The sequence below is a fragment of the Bacillus sp. PK6-16 genome, assembly GCF_056530295.1.
Map to the genome: position 1 here is coordinate 2867126 of NZ_CP096511.1, position 18192 is coordinate 2885317.

16 protein-coding genes and 2 riboswitches are annotated in these 18192 nt (G+C 31.7%); of the genes, 6 read left to right on the forward strand and 10 right to left on the reverse strand.

Features of this window, described 5'->3' with window-relative positions; genetic code table 11:
* Positions 1-6: 6 nt before the first annotated feature.
* From M1D66_RS14760 to mgtE, 5 genes are all read right to left on the reverse strand, one after another.
* Complete coding sequence (locus M1D66_RS14760; RefSeq protein ID WP_001060762.1) at positions 7-834, reverse strand: SH3 domain-containing protein; 828 nt, start codon at positions 832-834, stop codon at positions 7-9.
* Positions 824-1357, reverse strand: a complete 534-nt coding sequence (locus M1D66_RS14765; RefSeq protein WP_000438330.1) for an RNA polymerase sigma factor — start codon at positions 1355-1357, stop codon at positions 824-826. Before M1D66_RS14765 ends, M1D66_RS14760 begins: the two co-directional genes overlap by 11 nt.
* Before the next feature lie 437 nt (positions 1358-1794).
* On the reverse strand, positions 1795-3762 hold the full coding sequence (locus tag M1D66_RS14770; RefSeq protein WP_242554558.1) for a penicillin-binding transpeptidase domain-containing protein: 1968 nt from the start codon (positions 3760-3762) through the stop codon (positions 1795-1797).
* A gap of 279 nt (positions 3763-4041) precedes the next feature.
* Positions 4042-5139 carry a phosphodiester glycosidase family protein gene (locus M1D66_RS14775; RefSeq protein WP_089171040.1) on the reverse strand — a complete coding sequence of 366 codons (1098 nt, stop codon included), beginning with the start codon at positions 5137-5139 and terminating at the stop codon, positions 4042-4044.
* Between the two features lie 157 nt (positions 5140-5296).
* Positions 5297-6625, reverse strand: coding sequence for a magnesium transporter (mgtE, locus tag M1D66_RS14780; protein ID WP_242554559.1), 1329 nt, complete (start codon positions 6623-6625; stop codon positions 5297-5299).
* 281 nt (positions 6626-6906) lie between these two features.
* Positions 6907-7072: riboswitch (M-box (ykoK) riboswitch) on the reverse strand.
* 507 nt (positions 7073-7579) lie between these two features.
* Positions 7580-7756: riboswitch (M-box (ykoK) riboswitch) on the forward strand.
* Positions 7757-7942: 186 nt separating this feature from the next.
* Here mgtE and M1D66_RS14785 point away from each other — a divergent pair.
* Positions 7943-9070, forward strand: a complete 1128-nt coding sequence (locus M1D66_RS14785; RefSeq protein WP_242554560.1) for an FtsW/RodA/SpoVE family cell cycle protein — start codon at positions 7943-7945, stop codon at positions 9068-9070.
* A 227-nt stretch (positions 9071-9297) separates the two neighbouring features.
* On the opposite strand, the gene M1D66_RS14790 is transcribed toward M1D66_RS14785, so the two are convergent.
* Both M1D66_RS14790 and M1D66_RS14795 read right to left on the reverse strand, forming a co-directional pair.
* Positions 9298-10335, reverse strand: coding sequence for a serine hydrolase domain-containing protein (locus M1D66_RS14790; protein WP_074553484.1), 1038 nt, complete (start codon positions 10333-10335; stop codon positions 9298-9300).
* 358 nt (positions 10336-10693) lie between these two features.
* Positions 10694-11431: a class I SAM-dependent methyltransferase gene (locus M1D66_RS14795; RefSeq protein WP_074553486.1), complete on the reverse strand. Its 738-nt coding sequence runs from the start codon at positions 11429-11431 to the stop codon at positions 10694-10696.
* 729 nt (positions 11432-12160) lie between these two features.
* Between M1D66_RS14795 and M1D66_RS14800 the strand changes: the two genes are divergently transcribed.
* Together M1D66_RS14800 and M1D66_RS14805 are read left to right on the forward strand one after the other, a co-directional pair.
* Positions 12161-12493: a DUF1904 family protein gene (locus tag M1D66_RS14800; RefSeq protein ID WP_001120963.1), complete on the forward strand. Its 333-nt coding sequence runs from the start codon at positions 12161-12163 to the stop codon at positions 12491-12493.
* Positions 12494-13133: 640 nt separating this feature from the next.
* Positions 13134-13760 carry a LysE family translocator gene (locus M1D66_RS14805; RefSeq protein WP_242554561.1) on the forward strand — a complete coding sequence of 209 codons (627 nt, stop codon included), beginning with the start codon at positions 13134-13136 and terminating at the stop codon, positions 13758-13760.
* Positions 13761-14365: 605 nt separating this feature from the next.
* Here the strand turns inward: M1D66_RS14805 and hfq are convergent.
* Complete coding sequence (gene hfq, locus M1D66_RS14810; RefSeq protein ID WP_078187432.1) at positions 14366-14554, reverse strand: RNA chaperone Hfq; 189 nt, start codon at positions 14552-14554, stop codon at positions 14366-14368.
* Between the two features lie 22 nt (positions 14555-14576).
* A complete protein-coding gene (locus M1D66_RS14815) occupies positions 14577-14912 on the reverse strand; it encodes a hypothetical protein (protein WP_000788720.1) in 336 nt (111 codons plus the stop codon).
* A 361-nt stretch (positions 14913-15273) separates the two neighbouring features.
* Between M1D66_RS14815 and M1D66_RS14820 the strand changes: the two genes are divergently transcribed.
* The 3 genes from M1D66_RS14820 to M1D66_RS14830 all read left to right on the forward strand — a co-directional run bounded on the left by M1D66_RS14820 (position 15274) and on the right by M1D66_RS14830 (position 17483).
* A complete protein-coding gene (locus tag M1D66_RS14820) occupies positions 15274-15933 on the forward strand; it encodes a GntR family transcriptional regulator (RefSeq protein ID WP_044585276.1) in 660 nt (219 codons plus the stop codon).
* Positions 15920-16912 (forward strand): DMT family transporter, encoded by a 993-nt coding sequence (locus M1D66_RS14825; RefSeq protein ID WP_242554562.1) that lies wholly within the window; start codon positions 15920-15922, stop codon positions 16910-16912. The genes M1D66_RS14820 and M1D66_RS14825 overlap by 14 nt, the downstream gene beginning before the upstream one ends.
* Before the next feature lie 295 nt (positions 16913-17207).
* The gene (locus M1D66_RS14830; RefSeq protein WP_001087714.1) at positions 17208-17483 is read left to right on the forward strand and encodes a hypothetical protein; all 276 of its coding nucleotides are present in this window, start codon (positions 17208-17210) and stop codon (positions 17481-17483) included.
* 67 nt (positions 17484-17550) lie between these two features.
* On the opposite strand, the gene M1D66_RS14835 is transcribed toward M1D66_RS14830, so the two are convergent.
* Positions 17551-17784 (reverse strand): YuzF family protein, encoded by a 234-nt coding sequence (locus M1D66_RS14835; RefSeq protein WP_000120813.1) that lies wholly within the window; start codon positions 17782-17784, stop codon positions 17551-17553.
* Positions 17785-18192: the final 408 nt, after the last annotated feature.

The following is an 18192-nucleotide window of genomic DNA, read 5'->3' on the forward strand; positions in this document are numbered from 1 at the left end:
CCTCTTTTACCATATAGAATCTATATTTATTATTTTCCATATACCTTCATTATTCTTTTCGAACATAAATGAATATTTAATATCAGTTAAAATGTACTCTTTCTGTACATATCCAGTATTACCGTTAATTGTCGATATTTTTATATATCCATCATTCTGCACTTTTTCTGGAATCCAAGCTTTTACCATTTCATTAGATACTTCATATAAAACTTGTGATTCTCGCTTTGGTTCTGCTAAAATTTTTGTTTTATTTCCAGTAACAGTTGCATATATAAAATGTGCTTGCTTTGGTTGGTTACTTTCCGTCAATCCACTTGGTACTTTATATACTTGCTTTGTATCATTTCCAAACTCTCCCCCCATTGTAAGGGCGACTTGCAACTCATGAAAAATATCTTCATCAAACTTCAGTTCATCCTTCTTATAACTCTTCCCTTTAAATAGAACTTCATCATTTAACGCTTTGTACAGGTCATTTTCATTTTTTGAGTTCGTACTTTGATATAGTTCATTCATAAATTGTTTTAATGATGGATCTTGAGCAGACTCATCTTTTGTTTTAGGCTTAATTTGAGTACTACTTTGTACTGGTGATTTATTATCATCAAGCCAAGGTTGTTGAACAATAAAAAATAACATTGTACAAACTAAAACAACTACAATAGGTAATGCTTTTTTACGAAATGGTCTTTTATGTTTTACAAAATCCACTTCATTATTTTCGTATATAGACTGCTTTATTTTAGAAATAAATTCTTCTTCATCTTTACGATTCTCCATTGGGCCTTTTTTTATTTTTCTATACCAGTCAGGATTTTGCTTATTGTTCATCACTACTACCCTCCCCTATTAATTTTGAAACCTTACTTCTCGCTCTACTTAATCTCGATTTTACAGTTCCAATGGATACTCCTAATGTTTCAGCCATTTCTTCATATGATAATTCATATTTTGCGTCCAATATAATTATTTCACGGTGCTTTTTAGGTAGTTTTAATACAACCTTCCACACCTCATTCATCTCTTCTTGGTTAAAAAATTCTTGTTCTGCTGACAGGGATTGCTTATCGTCACTAAAAAATCCTATTAAAGATATCCTTTTAAAATAGGAGGATTTCAAATAGTTTATTGCCGTATTTCTTGTGATTTTTAAAATCCACGTTTTAATAGATGACTCCTTTCGAAATGAATTCCAATTTTTAAACACCTTTATAAATACATCTTGCGTGATATCATCTGATAAGTGTGGATCTTTCGTAATAATAAATGAATAATTCCATACATCTTGCCAATAGTCTTTTATAACATAGTCCAGCTCATCATGATTACACTTTTCAATAAACGTCTGTTCCATTTCCACACCTCAAACTTATTTGAATAAACATAAAAACTGCCCTCACTTTTATTATGGTTTCAATATATAGACAAGATACAAGTTTCATTTGTTCCATTGTTTATCTTTTTTCAAGCAGAATAATACTACTAAAAAACAAGTAAAGCATACAATGATAAAATTCTACTCATGAAAATCTGTTTTTTGAATTTAACGTAACACTCCACTTGTCCATTTCAACTTGCTATACTCTTCTATTTACCATTAGCAATGCCAACTTTTCAGAAATGAAAATTAAGATAAGGTATTAACTTTCTAGAGTCGCAGCAAAAAAGCATTCTCGATTAGAAAGAATGCTTTTTTGAAATTTCATTGCTCTATATTTTCACCAATTTATATCTTTGAGTTAAGCAAACATGTAATAAATGTAGTCAAAAAATTCACCTTATAATTAAGTATTATTTCTGAAATACATGTTTTACTTTTTCACCTGGAACGTTACTTCCCCCTCTTCCTTTTACATCTTCAATCATCATTGTAACAATCATGTCTGGCGCATTTGCATCGAAAGCTGCGAACCATCCCAGTTCTTTTCCGTCTGCTTCTTTCGACTCTTTCAGTTCTGCTGTACCAGTTTTACCAGCAAGCGTTACACCATCAACCTTTGCAATTCTCCCTGCACCATCAGGGTCATTAATGACTTTGATTAATGCACTCTTTAATATTTCTTGATTCTTTTTAGAAACCACATTTTCTTTCCAATTCCCTGCTACTTTTGCTTCTTTTAAAAGATGTGGCGACGGAATATTCCCTTCATTCACAATCGGTGCATATGTTAATGCTAAATGAAGTGGCGTCATTAATACTTGTCCTTGTCCATAGCCCGTGTCTGCTAGTTGAATATCGTTTTTTATCCCATCTTTTGCAATGATTGAAATAGGAAATTCGTATTCGATTGGTAATTTTTCATAAAATCCGTACTTTTTAAATTCCTTTACATACTGATCTTTTCCCATTTTCAAAGCTTGTTGAGCAAAATAAATATTATCAGAGTACTTCATTGCCTTATCAAAATCAATTGGACTTGCATCCTTTACACGCGTTACATAGTAATTTCCCCAAGATGAATCTTTTGTCCACTTCAATCCTTGAATTTTAAATTCTTCCTTCGGATTTATTGTGTTTGTTTCCAAACCAATTGCACCTGTGATCGTTTTAAATACGGAACCTGGTACAAATGCTTGTGTAAAGCGATTCGTCATTGGTAGTTTCGAGTCGTTACTCCATGCTTCTCGTTGGGCTTTCGATGCTCCTCTAACTATTATATTTGGATTATAAGCAGGGCTACTTACAAGTGCGATTGTTTCACCTGTTTTAGGATTGACCGCTGCACTAGACCCTGCTTCAGTTTTCATCTCATTAAAGATTTTTTCTTGAATTGCAGCATCAATTGTTAACGTAACATTTTCTCCTTCTTTTGCTTCTTTTTTTGCTACGTTTTTAATCTCTTTCCCATTCTCATCTTCTATAAATACACGTCCACCCTTTTCACCACGCAATTTATTTTCTAACACTTTCTCTAAACCAGTCTTACCTACTAAATCATCTGCTTGATAACCTTGTTTTTGAAGTGATTTTAACTCCTCCGCATTCACCTTTCCTATATATCCAGTTAAGTGTGCCGCTGCTTCACCTAATGGATACGTACGAATATTTACTGGGTGAGATGAAACTCCTTCTAATTCAATATAATCATTCTGTCTGGTTCCCTCTTTTAAAATGCCAATTGGTACAAAGGAGTCTGGTTTTATCCATTTCGCTGTGAGCTTTTGTTCGACCTCTTCTATAGACATATCAAGTAATTGTGCTACTATTTCTTTCGTTTGCGCTGCTGTTTCGCCTAGTTTCTCTGGAATAATTCCAACCTCAGTCGCTTTACCATTCGTTGCAAGCCCTTTTCCATTTCGATCATATATTTCTCCGCGTTTTCCTTGCTCTATTTGCATACGTACTTTGTAATCTTTTTTCATACCTGGGAAGATGAAGTCTGGTGTCCAATCTATTTCCCAAGACTCTTTATCTTTCACAAGTTTTGCTTCATGGATGAATGAAACTGGTCCTACATCCGTATCCATCTTAACTTCAAAAAGAAAAAGCTCTTTATCTTTCGTATTCTCTCCTTTCATTTTAACTTTTAAATTATTAGCTCCAATCCCCTCATAGATTTTTTGATATTTTTCTGTGAATTCTTTTTTAGAAATCGATTTTTTGGCATGGTCTGATAAATGATCATACATATTTGCAAATTTTCTATCATTCCATAAATTGATATATTCTTCAAATGCTTGTTTTGGTGGTTCGTTTTTATTACATCCTACCAACAAAACTGCGAAACAAACGAAAAGCAGCATCCATAATTTTTTCAATTCAATCTTCTCCCTTAGTTAAAAATGATGATTCCTTTCGTAATTTATTTAATAAAAAATGTTTTAACGCTTAATAGACAGTGAAAGTAAGGATATTGTTCCATATTTACAAAAAACTAAAAAAGAGTGATAAGAATTCCGTAAATTTGGAATCCTCATCACTCTCATTTGATATTGTGCAAATCATGAATATGAAATAATAATTTCTAATTTCAAAAAATAATTTCAATTTTCCAACTAACGAGATAAAAATCATGTATTTGTTCTATTTTTAATAATTCATAAATTCGTTGAAATGTTCGCATCAAATTCATCTGATGTTTTGGTATCTATTTTTCTCCCATCAATTGTCATCTTTATTTTTTGTTTTTGGTTTGCTGTTACCACCCAAGCATTAGGTAAATAACGATCTTCATGTGATAATGTAGAAGGTGAATTTATAACCTTTCCTCCTAAATATAGAGTAGCAGAAGAACCACCATCCATAGCCATTGCATTTATAGCACCTTTTTCATATAGAATATCTTGACACTCTTTTAACGTAGCCCCTATACTATGCGTCTGTCTACCGTCAATGACTAGAAACATAATTGTACCATCTTCTTTTTGGGCCATAATACTTCGCGGAGCAGAACCCCAACCACCGTCTCCTTCTGTAATCATTTTTTCTCCATTTACAATTAACTGTGGCATAAATCCTGCTGCTGAAACGACTTGTTTATCCAAAAGTTGTTGTGTAGAATAATTTCCTGTTATCATTTGTCCAAACTTTGTTAAGCCTGTAATAATTGTAGGGGTATTTCTATCCATATTCGTATCAATAACTTTCCCATTTTCTATTACAATTCCAGTAGCAACATTTCCTCCACCCCTTCCTGTTTCATCTGCAAATCCACTTGCATTCACAGCAACAAGTGCATGATTACGCTTTGCCATTACGCTAATTTTTTCTCCTCTGTTAGCGCCCTGTGTTCCTTGATGGCTAACAAGTTTAACATTGAAGGGATTGCTAATAGTAACTAAATTTCCTTCAAAAAGAAAGCGACTATCTTTGTGACTTTTAATCGTTTCTACATCAATTTCTAATGGCTGATTTTTAAATTCTTCTAATCTTTTTCCTGCTATTTTTTTATAAATATGCTCATCACTATTTGACCATTTCGGATGATTAATTCTATCTTGCAATTTATCTAGTTCCTTTTGGGATAGGAATGTATATTTCGCATATTGCGGATGCTGAGAAGTTAGTATACTCCCAGCCATTGTTATGCGAAGCTCTCGGCCATAGCTAGTACCAAATAATATGCCTATACCAATAAGCATGAAAATAGACAATAGAAGCAAAATTCGTTTGAAGATTTTTCTGAGATGTTTCATAGTTTTATCCTCCAGCATTCATTACATTCAATAAATCCATTAAAATATTATTTATCTAAATACAAAAGTGTTTGATTTCCTCATGTCTGAATTCCCCAATATACTTTAGCAATTCAGGCAAAATACTTATTCCGATTTTCGTTTTTTTAGTGTATATTTATAAATTTAATAACGTTTTTGCAACCATGAAATAAATTACTAATCCTGTTCCATCAACAAATGTTGTAATAAATGGACCTGAAACAACTGCAGGATCTAATTTTAATTTTCTTAGAATTAAAGGTAAAACAGCTGCTACAAGAGAGGCCCAAATAACAATAAATAATAAAGTAATTGCTACAACTTGTGCAACTTCTGTTCCAACTCCTAACATATAAGCACGAGTGAGGCCAGCTATTCCAAGTGCAAGTCCGAGAAGCATCCCTATTGCAAATTCCTTTTTCATTACACGGAAAATATCTTTAAATTTGACCTCTCCAATACCGATTGCACGAGTAATTGTTGCTACAACCTGTGTTCCTGTATTCCCACCAGTACCTACTAATAACGGAACAAAGAAAGCAAGGGCAACTACAGTTTCAATTTCATCTTCAAAATACTTTAATACTGTACCTGTATATGCCTCAGCAACAAAAAGAAGTAATAACCATGGTAGACGTTTTAAGAAAATACTCCAAATGCTAGCTTCAAAGTAAGATTGATTCAATGGTTCACTTCCGCCTAACTTTTGAATATCTTCTGTAGCTTCTGCTTCCATAACATTCATTACGTCATCAAATGTTATAATACCAATCATTTTATTATTTGCTGTTGTGACAGGTATTGCTGCTAAATTATAATTCAGTAGCTTTTTTACAACTTCTTGCTGGTCAACTTCAGCGTGTACTGAAATTACCTCTTGAATCATGATAGTAGATAATATCTCTTCATCTGCTGCTAGTAATAACTCATGTATGGAAACGATTCCCTCAAGATAACCATGACTATCAAGAACATAACTATAAGATATTGATTCTACATTTTTAGAATGTTCCCTAATGTACTTCAATGTCATTTTTACTGACCAATTTCCTCTAACTGCAACAAAATCACTTGTTACAAGACTTCCTGCCGTTTCAAGTTTGAAGGTCATCAATTTTTTCACGTTATGTTTTGTGATTTTATCTAGATACGCCATTAATTTAGCCTGTTTTTCCGGATGAACCGCTAGCAGTAAATCTACTAATTCATCAATCGGTTGTAAATTTAGTAACTTTTTAGCTTTGTTTTCAGATAAGTGAATTAAGATATTATATTTTTCTTCTGCACCCATATATTGAAGAATTTTAGAGCTTTTTAATACAGGAATCGTATTTAGCAATATGACTTGATTTTCAATTGAAAACTGTTTTACTTCTTGTGCAATATCATACGATGGATGACGTAAAACTTTCTCTGCATCCAAGTTATTTTTGGTTACAAGTAATTCCTTTAATAATTTCTTCATGTTAACTCCTCCTCATATTGCTAAGGGAGACTCTAGAGTTTCATGAGTGGTTTTGTTTTATTTTATCTGCCTTAAATTTTTTATTAGAGCAATAATAGTTACATTGCAATAAATTCATTAGTTAGAATTACCTCCTTTTTGAATATAGACCAGATAAAAATAAATAAAATTAAACAGAAAAACCTTTACTCAAAAAGGAGTAAAGGTTTTTTCACAATACAAATAAATGATTATTAAGACCGCCCTACCAAAATCACAGAGGTGCCTTTCTATCAAATCGTATACCACTCCCTCGTTGAGTTTTAGCACTGTATAGCATAGGTTTTTATAACCAGCTACATTAAAAAGGGCCTTAATCCGACCGTTCCTGTTGACCCATTGGCGTCTCTCGACATTTTTGGGCAGCAGCGTTTCTCTATACAGGAGCCTCACCTAACAAAGTTTATTGAATTACTTCAAAATTTAAACCAGAATTTAATATTTGTCAACTGACTTTCAATTCCATTCATAAAAAAATCTTTTATAGAAAATGAAATTATATTTTATTTTAAATTTAAAATTCTCCTTAAAAAACATAGAATTCAAATAGATTTAATTCAAAGAAACGTAATAAAACATATGAAATTTATTGTTTTTAATCAAATTCCAATTTTATAACAAAAGATGAATAATTAGTCATTCTGTATATCAAAAGAACATTCATAAAAAAATCTTCTTTTATGATTAAAATCTTCTTTACTGTTTATCAAATTTATATGGTTAAACTACTTAATCAAACGATACACTACAAGTCAAAAATATGTACTTATACGGAATGATTACATACATTTTTTCAAATCATTTCTCAAAGGACTATAAAGCAATAAAACAGATAAAATTAGCAATATGGTTGCTTGACAAGCAAAAAAAATATATTTATGCTTGCTACACGAAACAAACACATAAAATTTATATTGCTTAACCTGTTAGGTGAGGCTCCTATGCAAACACAGGCTATTGCCCAAAAATGTCGAAAGACGCCAATGGGTAGAACAGGAATTGTCGGATTAAGGCTCTTCTTAAGATAGCTAAGTAATGAATTTTCATTACTTTACGTTGTATAGTGCCAAAGCTCTACTAGGGGGAAAAAAGCCTTATTTAGTCATGCCATTTTGAATCCCTCTAGTTACATACTAGGGGGATTTTTGCGTAAAAAAACAGGGAGTAAGCGATAGAATCTTCCTAAACAAAAGTCATATTTAGTAATTGACGAGAACAAGATTCTATTCATAAGCAAATGTAATATTATGTTTTGTTTTAAATCAGGAGGATATTAAAATGAAAAAAATATTAAAACTCGATTATCTATTGCTCCTTCCTCTATTCATAACATGTACTTTAGGTATTATCATGATGTATAGTGCAAGCTCCATTGTCGCTGTCCAACATTACGGTTATAACAGTAGACATTTTGTTGATTCTCAATTAACAAAGCTACTTTTAGGAACAATTGGGTTAATAGTTTGTGCTTTACTCCCATATGAAATATGGAAAAAACGAATAGTCTCAATCTGTATTATGGTTGGAGGGATTTTTTTATTGATTATGGTTTTATGGAAAGGAAAAGTGGTAAATAATGCCCAATCATGGATCTTTGGAATACAGCCAGCTGAATTTCTTAAATTAGGAACAATACTTGTAACAGCCCGCTTTTTTGCATTAAGACAAAAACAAGCTAAAAATAACTGGAGAGGTATCGGAAAACTTTTATTCTTTTTAGCTACAATTTTTTTTCTTATCTTTAAACAACCAAATTTAGGATCTGCACTTTTAATATTAGGTATAGGTTTTAGCATATTTCTTTGCTCAGGAATAAATATAAATCTACTAATCAAAAGAATTATCATCAGTTCTATTTTGTGGTTACCTATTTTATATTTCTTGATTCAAAATAGTTTGTCAGAAGTTCAAAAGACACGTATTACTACGATTTTCAATCCCTTTCTTGATGCGCAAGGAAATGGATACCAGCTTGTAAATTCTTTTATTTCCATTGGCTCTGGAGGAATCACTGGTCGTGGATTTGGAAATAGCATACAAAAAACAGGTTATCTTCCGGAACCACATACAGATTTTATAATGGCAATAGTTTCTGAAGAACTAGGATTTATTGGTGTATTTATTATATTGGCTGGAGTTTTGACTATAGTACTTCGCTCCTTAAAAATTGCACAATTATGTGTAGATCCATTTGGCAGTTTTATAGCAATTGGTATAGGATGTATGATTGGTATGCAATCTGTTGTAAATTTAGGTGGTATTACAGGACTATTTCCTCTTACAGGTACCCCATTTCCATTTGTAAGTTTTGGTGGAAGTTCTTTAATGGTCAATTTAATAGCAATAGGAATATTAATTAACATTTCAATTTTTAATAAAATTGAGTTTGATAATCATAATATATAATTTTTATATTTCAATTTAAAAATTTTAAAATTCGACCTCATTAATTAATCTATATTTAAAAAATTTCTAATTATTTTTTTAACTGTATAAATATTAATATTTATCTTCGTTTTAATACGAAAAAAGGCAGGCATAAATATATGCTTGCCTTCCGTTCTCAAAATCAATTACACCTAAAACAACGTGAGGTTAACCAAATCTAGATACTGTCTTCTACGCCCTATTTTTTACTTTTCTAAAACAATTTCTGCTATTTCATTAGCACATTTTTTAGAGTCAAATCCATCATAGTTACTTAGTACTACAACAGTCAAATATTCTTTTGGAAACCGCATGAAGTGTGAACGATAACCTGCCCAGCTACCTGAATGTTCCAAGTATCGACAGTTAAAACCTTCTGCAAGCCTTAGCCCAAAAGCATAATCTTCATTGTCAATAATCGTCTCCCCAGTTGGAGAAATTTTCGGACCTATTTCGCTCATTCTTTTAACAAGTTCTTTTCCACCAACAGTGCCTGTAGTTAAATTTTCTCCCCATCTTACAAGATCTTCAACATTTGTATGAACTGCCCCATCACCTGTATGTTCCCAAGGGCTTTCATAGATTTTATATTTTCCTTGCTCATTCTTCGAATACCCACTAATAATTGGTATAGTTGTTGGGTAGCAATCTACAATTGTTGTGTCTCTCATATGTAAAGGATCAAAAATACGCTCCTTTGTAAATTGACGTAGAGACTTGCCACTTACCTTCTCTACCACTTGTGATAATAAAAAATATCCTGTATTGCTATACTCAAATTTTGTGCCAGCTGGGAACCTTGCAATTTGATGATTTTTAAGGTGCTCTAACGATTCTTCCACAGTTAATGTATCTGTAAATTTAATATTTGCTGATACAGCCAATTCCATATAATCAACTAGTCCACCAGTGTGATGAATTAGGTGTCTCAATGTTACAGGTTCAGCATATGCTCCTATAGAAGGAACGAACCTTACAATTGAATCATCTAAACTCAATTTTCCCTCTTGTTCTAAGAGTAATATAGAAAACGCAGTAAATTGTTTAGAAACCGAGGCAATATTAAAAATATTTTTAGTAGTTATAGGTATATTTCCCTCTATAGTAGCTAAGGCAACCGCACCTTTATAAGTTACTCCGCTATCAAAACTAGCAATATATGCAAAGCCAGGAGCTTTTGGTGAAAACTTTTTTAATAATTGTTTAATCGATGTATGCGTCTTTTCATTATATGCATTATTCACCTCAATCACATCCCCTTCCCATTAAATGATTAGTATATTATCCTGTTATCTTTTTCAGTTACAAATTAGAAAAAAATCTTGTTCTGAGGGTACTATAAAATTTTAGCTTGATGACGATGGGGTACCGCCAGCATTTCGAAAAAAACCCACGCTAAGCTAAAAACACAATAAGCTGTCCATATGGACAACTTATTTACATAATTTTCGAAAGCTGAAGTTAAAAGTTTTTAATTTCTTGCTCACTTAAAGCACCCGTTAGTTTAAGTGTATTTCTTCACAATCTTATTTTTAAAATTAGAAAAAATTTTTACTCTTTTTTTAAAAATAAAGCCAGTAGTTAATCAACGGGGGTTCAACCTTAATATTTTCTTGATTTAATGATAATAGAAGATGGTCTCCGTTTTTCATTTATTAATTCTGGCATTTTTTCTAATCCTGTTGGAGTTGACTCTGGCTCAATAATTTTCTCTATTACAAGATCGTTGTCTATTAGAGTATTAATTAATGTTGAAATTGTTCTATGATATTTAACAACACCATCTATCCACCAATGTTCCTCCCTTTTTCCTTCTTCTTGGTAATTATCTAATGCCCAATGTAATCTATTTCCATTATTATCCTTAAACCAATTATTCATTTCCTTTCGAGCTGTTACTATTGGATGTTCTGTTGAAAAGATAAATTCACCATCATTTTTTAACAGACCACTTATTTTCTTAATTAGATGTGAGTAATCTTCTATGTAATGTATAACTAAAGAACTTGTTATTAAGTCGAATTTTTGATTTGGCAAATTAAGTTCTTCTATTGGTACACACATATAATCTATTTTTTCATTTTTGTTATACATTTCAGCTTGTTCAATCATATTTCTTGAGATGTCCACTCCCATAACTTTCGAGGCACCATTTTCTACACAGTACATAGAAAAGTGACCAGTTCCACATCCCAAATCTAATACAGACTTATCTGTAAGATTAGCAATTATAGATTTAATTGCTGGCTGTTCAACAAAATCATTAAAGGTAAATCCAGCTTCACGTAATGACTTATACTTTTTAAAGAAAAACGGATTATCATAAATGTTTTGTTTCATTATATACCCCCTATAATACAATCTATATTTTTTATATTCTAGAGGGCATCCGAAAATTCCCATATTGACCAAAATACAATTCAACTAACCTGCCATTTAGTTGAATAAGGAACAGTGTATATCCTATACATGTTAGGTTGATATAACGTCTCATTATAAGTAGCAAGGAAAAAGAGGAACCCTACTCTCTCAAGGAAACCTCCTTTTTTCGTTCTATGGACCTATGCATTTTTTCATACATTTCTATTCTAGCGCGGTTTTAGGTTTATCGTTTGTTTTTGGATTAACAAAAAAACTGTATTAAATCTTGTTTGATCCTAGGGGTCACTATATATGAACACTACGTATTTGACTTTCTCAATGACTAACATTACTTAACGTGGTAAAATAATATTCGGATGGGAATCCAATGTTATTAAAATTAAAGTGGTTATCAAGTCGGAGGAAGGCACTTTAGGGTGTCTTTTCTTTTTAAAATATATAAGCGCACCATCCCTTTTCTAATAGAGGCCCCCTCATGCCTCCTTACAGGGAGAATGATAAGGCATTTTTTATTTACCCAATTACCGAGCACTCATATGTTTTAAATAGTTACAATACTTGTATTGCTTCAATAACATATGATCATTCTTAAGAATGTCATTGAAATGTATCAATAGATTCTAGTGTAGCAAAATAAATTGTGCTATGATGTGAGCAAATATAAAGCTATCTAACGGAGGGATTCACATGCCGCATGTTGTGTTTCGTGGAATTACTACTGAACAATTAAAACACTTAAGTAAGCCATTAGTAGAAGAGCTCGCAGAAATTTGTGAGTGTGGTACGGATAATTTTACGTTGGAACTACCAAGTTCTACGTTTATATTCAATGGAGAAGAAATAGAAGCGTTTCCTCTTATTGAAGTGAAATGGTTCGAGCGTGGACAGGAAATTCGTGATCGATTTGCCAAGGCCATTACTACATATATAATGGATTTGGGACTTCCAGAAGTAGAGGTTGTATTTACGGTTTTCACAGAATCAGCGTATTATATTAACGGGAAGCATTGTGCAAGTTAGAGCTATTTGAAAGATTTTTGTAACATTTATAAGGGGTAGAACCACATCGCTATCAAGCTAACTAGACAAAATACCCCCTAAAAAGAAAAAGGCAGTATTCTTTCTGAGAAATCATAGGAAAGGATAACGCCTTTATATCAATATGGGGTATAACCGAGATACGTGTAAAAACAGGTCATATACTTACATTTTTTTACAATTATATTTGAAATCAGCTATTATATTTTCATAAAATTACAGCTTAAATGATATTTAGCTAATTGTCTAAAGAAAATGTATGCATAGCTTTGCTGTCTGTTTTATCAATGTAGTTTTTGGATAATATTTGGTCAAGTTGATACTAATACCCTCAATAAACAAAAGAAAATTAAGATTGTTCCGAGAAAAAGTAATTAAAAAACGCTCTTAATTTATTTAATTGCGTTATCATTCCATAAAAAATCTGATTATTTGTATAAATGGCATTTCATTAAAACGCTCATTTACAGAAGAACATTATTTAAGTGAAGCCCTCTATAAATCAATTACAACACCTTGAAAGTTTATGATACTATCCTGATCACACTTTTTATATTTAATGTTTTAAGGAAAAAAGCTATACTATAAGCGAAACTAAAAATCAGAAGGGAAATACCAGAAAATGGAAAATTATTTGCTATTTATCCTAACAGCACTCCTTATTATAATGATGCCTGGTCCCGGTTTTGCTTTAGTTACAAAAAACACTATCTCTCATGGTAGAAATGGTGGGAGAAAGACCGTCTTAGGAACGGTATCTGGAATGATGATTCATACAATAATGGCTACACTAGGACTCTCTGCTATCTTAATGAAATTTGCTATGCTATTTACATTAATAAAATATGCTGGGGCATTTTATTTAATTTATTTAGCTGTAAAGTCAATTAAAAGTGCCTTTTCTAAAAAAGAAGATATGTCAGGTTCAGTGGAAGTAAACTCTAAGGATATTGGAACGGTTAAAAGTTTTAGACAAGGATTTACCACGGCAATCTTAAACCCAAAAACGGCTGTATTTTTCCTTAGTTTTCTACCCCAATTTATTGTGAGTAATCAAAGTCATTTCTTCCAATTTCTTTTGTTGGGATTCACATTTACGACTTTGACAGCAATATGGTATTTATTTTATATCTCTCTAATACGTCAATTAAGAACTTTTTTAAGAAAAGAAAAGGTGAACCGTACAATAGAGGGTATTACTGGCACAGTATTATTAGTATTTGGAGTTAGGCTATTTTTCCAAAAATAAATATGTAATAGAGAGAGTTTAAAACTTTCGGTTTTTCCAATAAATGAATCAATATAAAGAGTATGGCTTTCAAACAGTAAAAAATGAACAAACGGGTATGTTTGTGGAATAAGCTTCAATAAAATAAAAGTTTACATTGGAGTTTTGAATCATTTGTAACTAATTTTGTAATAAATTTCTCAATATAAATATACTTGTTAATTACAGCTCTAATATTCAAAATTAACAAAAAAACAAATTATACTAACAATATGATGGTTATCCTTTTGTTTACTCCTTGTGCTAAAGATAAGATCGTATTTCCGAATCTTATCTTTTTATTTTTGGATTTTAGATACAAGAAAAGGAATCCTTAATAGCTTAAGGATTCTGTAACAGGAAAGAACAAACATATAATAATAAAAAGAATTACTTATATTATAATTTAAAAATAAGACAAAGATGTTGAGAAAACTTGGAATGGATTGAATATTTACATGTACTTATTTATAATTGATTAAGAGTTGGAGTAGTAATCTGTCATCTGTTCCTTTTTTAAAGAAGATTGATCTCAATCTTCTATTTTTTTGTGTTTTTTCCTCTTCTCTCGAAAAAAGGAAAAAGAATTACTTAAGAATTGTGGAAATTACTTGCTTATAGGCTAGTTGTTGCTTACCATGAACCATCATTAGGACGGCAGATTTATCTGTTGCAAGGATCTGCCCACGTACTGGAACGCCATTCTTTAAAAACACAGTAACTTCCCCTTTTTTCTCTTTCAATTGTTCATACATATCTTCTTGTAAGTTATACATGAAATACGCCCCCTAATTGTATCTACTTTTCTTTTAATACTTGCTGCTGCTCATTGTTGTCTATTTGTATTTCCCATCCATCTTCTATTTTTCTAAACCATTTTCCTATTTTGCTTACATAGTATTTTTTCACTTCACCATACGGAATCCAAATTTCACGTTCCTGTATTTGATTCATCACTTCATGAAGAATCTCATCATGCTCGTATTTTCTAGGGTTTCGATGTTGCGTTCTGACAAACTGTATGTATTCCCTACGTAACCAATTAGAAATAGGATCTTTTTGTTGTTGCTGGAGATGTGACCACTTTTTATTAGTCTGAAGAAGTTTTCTGTTTACCATTGTATGGTTTTTCATCAACACTCATCCCCCTTTTACCATCTAAATGCATATATACAATTATCGTATCACACTTAAATTAAAATACGATCTAGATACATATTTCGCAAGAAATCTATTCGAAATAAAAATAATATCTCCATTTCACATAAAATAGTATCCAAAATAGACGAGACCGAATCCATTAAACAAATTAATTAGAGAGTCTCACCAATAAAACGCGAATTTCGTAGGCTAAGGATTTATTTCTTTAAAGAACTTGTTTTTTTCATACGTTAAGAAGGTTCCTTAAACGGTCATTTTTAGAATTTGATAATCGAGTATATTTTATTGGAAAATTAGAGTTGACCATAAAACCAATATCCGATATATTGGTTTTATGAAAAAAGATATTATTAAACCCATTAAACGTATGTCATTTAGAGATGAAGTATATCTAACTTTGAAAAAAGCAATCGTTACATTAGAGCTGCAACCGGAGCAACGCTTAAATGACAAAGAATTAGCAGAAGAATTTGGAATTAGCCGTACTCCAGTTAGAGAAGCGTTGAAGCGTCTTGAGGATGAAGGACTTGTTGAATCTATTCCTGGTTCAGTTACTCGTGTTGCACCATTAAATATTGAGGAGGCAAAACACGCATTTACTGTGGTAGCAGTTTTACACTCGTTAGCTGCTCGTTTAGCAGTACCATTATTAAAAGAGTCGGATATTCAAGAATTAGAGTTCAGTAATAAGGCTTTACTATTATCTATTGAGAAAAAAGATATTATAAAAGCAATTGAAGCTGACGAGTTATTCCACAATGTTTTTTTAGATGTGGCAGGAAATCCTGAAATCATTCGTGCGTTAGAACGAAGTATATCTAAGATTCAACGTCTCGAAATTTCTCAGTTCACTTCTATAAATGGTCTAAAGTCAGTAGAACAACATCAGCAAATTATAGAGGCGTGCAAAAATAAAGATAAAGAAGTAACAGCGCACCTTGTAGAACAAAACTGGTTAAGTCTTGAGAAATTAATGACTTATGAGGCAGATTGAGGTGAGAAATTTGCGCCCTATTTTTTTAGGTATATGTGCTGCTTTCTTTTTTGCTTTCACATTTATATTAAATCGAGCAATGGAATTATCAGGTGGTAGCTGGATATGGAGTGCTTCATTAAGGTTTATTTTCATGCTTCCATTTCTTGTACTTCTTGTTATGAATCAAAAAAAATTAAAAGTATTATTACAAGTTATGAGAGAGGATTTAAGTGCGTGGTTTTTATGGAGTTTTGTAGGTTTTGGTCTATTTTATGCTCCATTATGTTTTGCCGCTGCACATGCACCAGGATGGATTATTGCGGGGACATGGCAAGTTACTATTATATCAGGATCTTTGTTAGCTCCTCTTTTTATCCAAACTTATCAAACACCAGATGGAATTATTAAGAAAAGAGGAAAAATTCCAATGAAGGGTATGTGTATGTCATTAATTATTCTTCTTGGTATTTTCCTTATGCAAATGGAACAAGCAAAATCGCTTGCTGTAAAAGATATTATGTTAGGTATTATCCCTGTTATTGTAGCTTCTTTTGCTTACCCACTCGGCAATCGTAAGATGATGGAGGTTTGTGGAGATCGTCTAGATGCTTATCAACGTGTCCTTGGAATGACATTAGCTAGCTTACCATTTTGGTTTTTATTATCCTTGTACGGTCTTTTTACAGCAGGAATACCTAGTAAGGAGCAAACTATGCAATCAATTTTAGTTGCTATTTGCTCTGGTGTAATTGCAACTATCTTATTTTTTAAAGCTACTGATATGGTTAAAGGAGATATGCAGAAACTTGCAACTGTTGAAGCAACACAATCTATGGAGGTGCTTTTTGCTGTTATTGGAGAACTAATCTTATTACATTCTTCATTCCCCTCTATTTTATCTTGGTGTGGCATGTTTGTAATAATGCTAGGAATGATAGCACACAGCTATGTTTCCCATAAAGGTGAAACAGTGCATAACCAAAATATTAGTGCTTAATTGATATTTTAAAATGTACAGTATCAACCCTTTTCTAGCTAGTAAAAGTAATTTTATTATTATAAGTTTTATGTCAGAAATTAATTAAGCAAAAGAATATGAACAAAAGCCGATACCCTTATATATAGGGAAATCGGCTTTTTCTTTATAAAAATTTTTCTTAGCTTCCTTTACATTAAAGGATTAGTTTGTATATTCGAGGAGATGTGCGAGACAGATGTATATTTAGGATAATCTAATATCTCCCATTCGAATATGATAGAATAGAAGTATACCCCAAATGGAGGAACAGCAAATGAACTCAAACACAAAACAGTTTATTTATGATATCCAGCAAAGAAAAAACAATTATATAGAAAATGCTTTAATAGCAATACAACACCCTAAAAAAGAGCAATCTGAACAGGTCATTCAAAATATAGTAGAGAAGATGGATATGATGATCAGTTTAGTTACTACTTACATGACTATTGAATCAGAATCTATAAAAGAATTAAAAGAGCTTCAGGAAGAAATTATTCATGCCCAAGCATATATTCAAAAACGAAAATTTGAAGAAACACAGAGATAAAACCCTGTGTTTTTATTTGGTGGTCTATTACGCTAATCTGTTATAAATCAAATTACATGTAATTTGATTATTGTTTTGGCATAATCCATACAATTTGTTGAATCCGTACAATATATGGCATTGTATCTTCAATGAGCAAGTGATCTGGTTTCACATCCTTTAACTTTCCTCTTACATTACCTCTTACAGTTTCAATAACCACATGTTTACCAATTACTGATTGTAATGTCTGATATACGTAGGGATTAGGCACACTTACCATATTTTGTTCACTAAAGTCATTTCCCTCCAAATAACTCATTCTATAAGACTCCCTTCTAACTTTCATTCTTTCTCCTAATATATGATATAAATCTTATATATATGCTAGAAGGATAATTCATTATAGGAACGGAAATAACATTTTAATAAGGTACGGTTTCTATTCCTAGATTGCTAAAAAACTATTTATATAAAGTTACTTTTACTAGTTAATAGATGATAATATAGGGGTATTTTGAATCTACATCTAGTTTGTTCCTTTCAAGATATGTATCATTTTAAATACGCCCTTTATTAGAATAGTGCTCATGCTTTTTTGAGATTCTTTATTAATACGTGCGTTAAATAAAATTAATAGGAGAAACGAAATAAATACGGTTATAGTTCTTTGGCATCTTCTCTTATTTTATGCCTTCTTTCCTTGCATCCATTTAAATTCCTCCTTTAA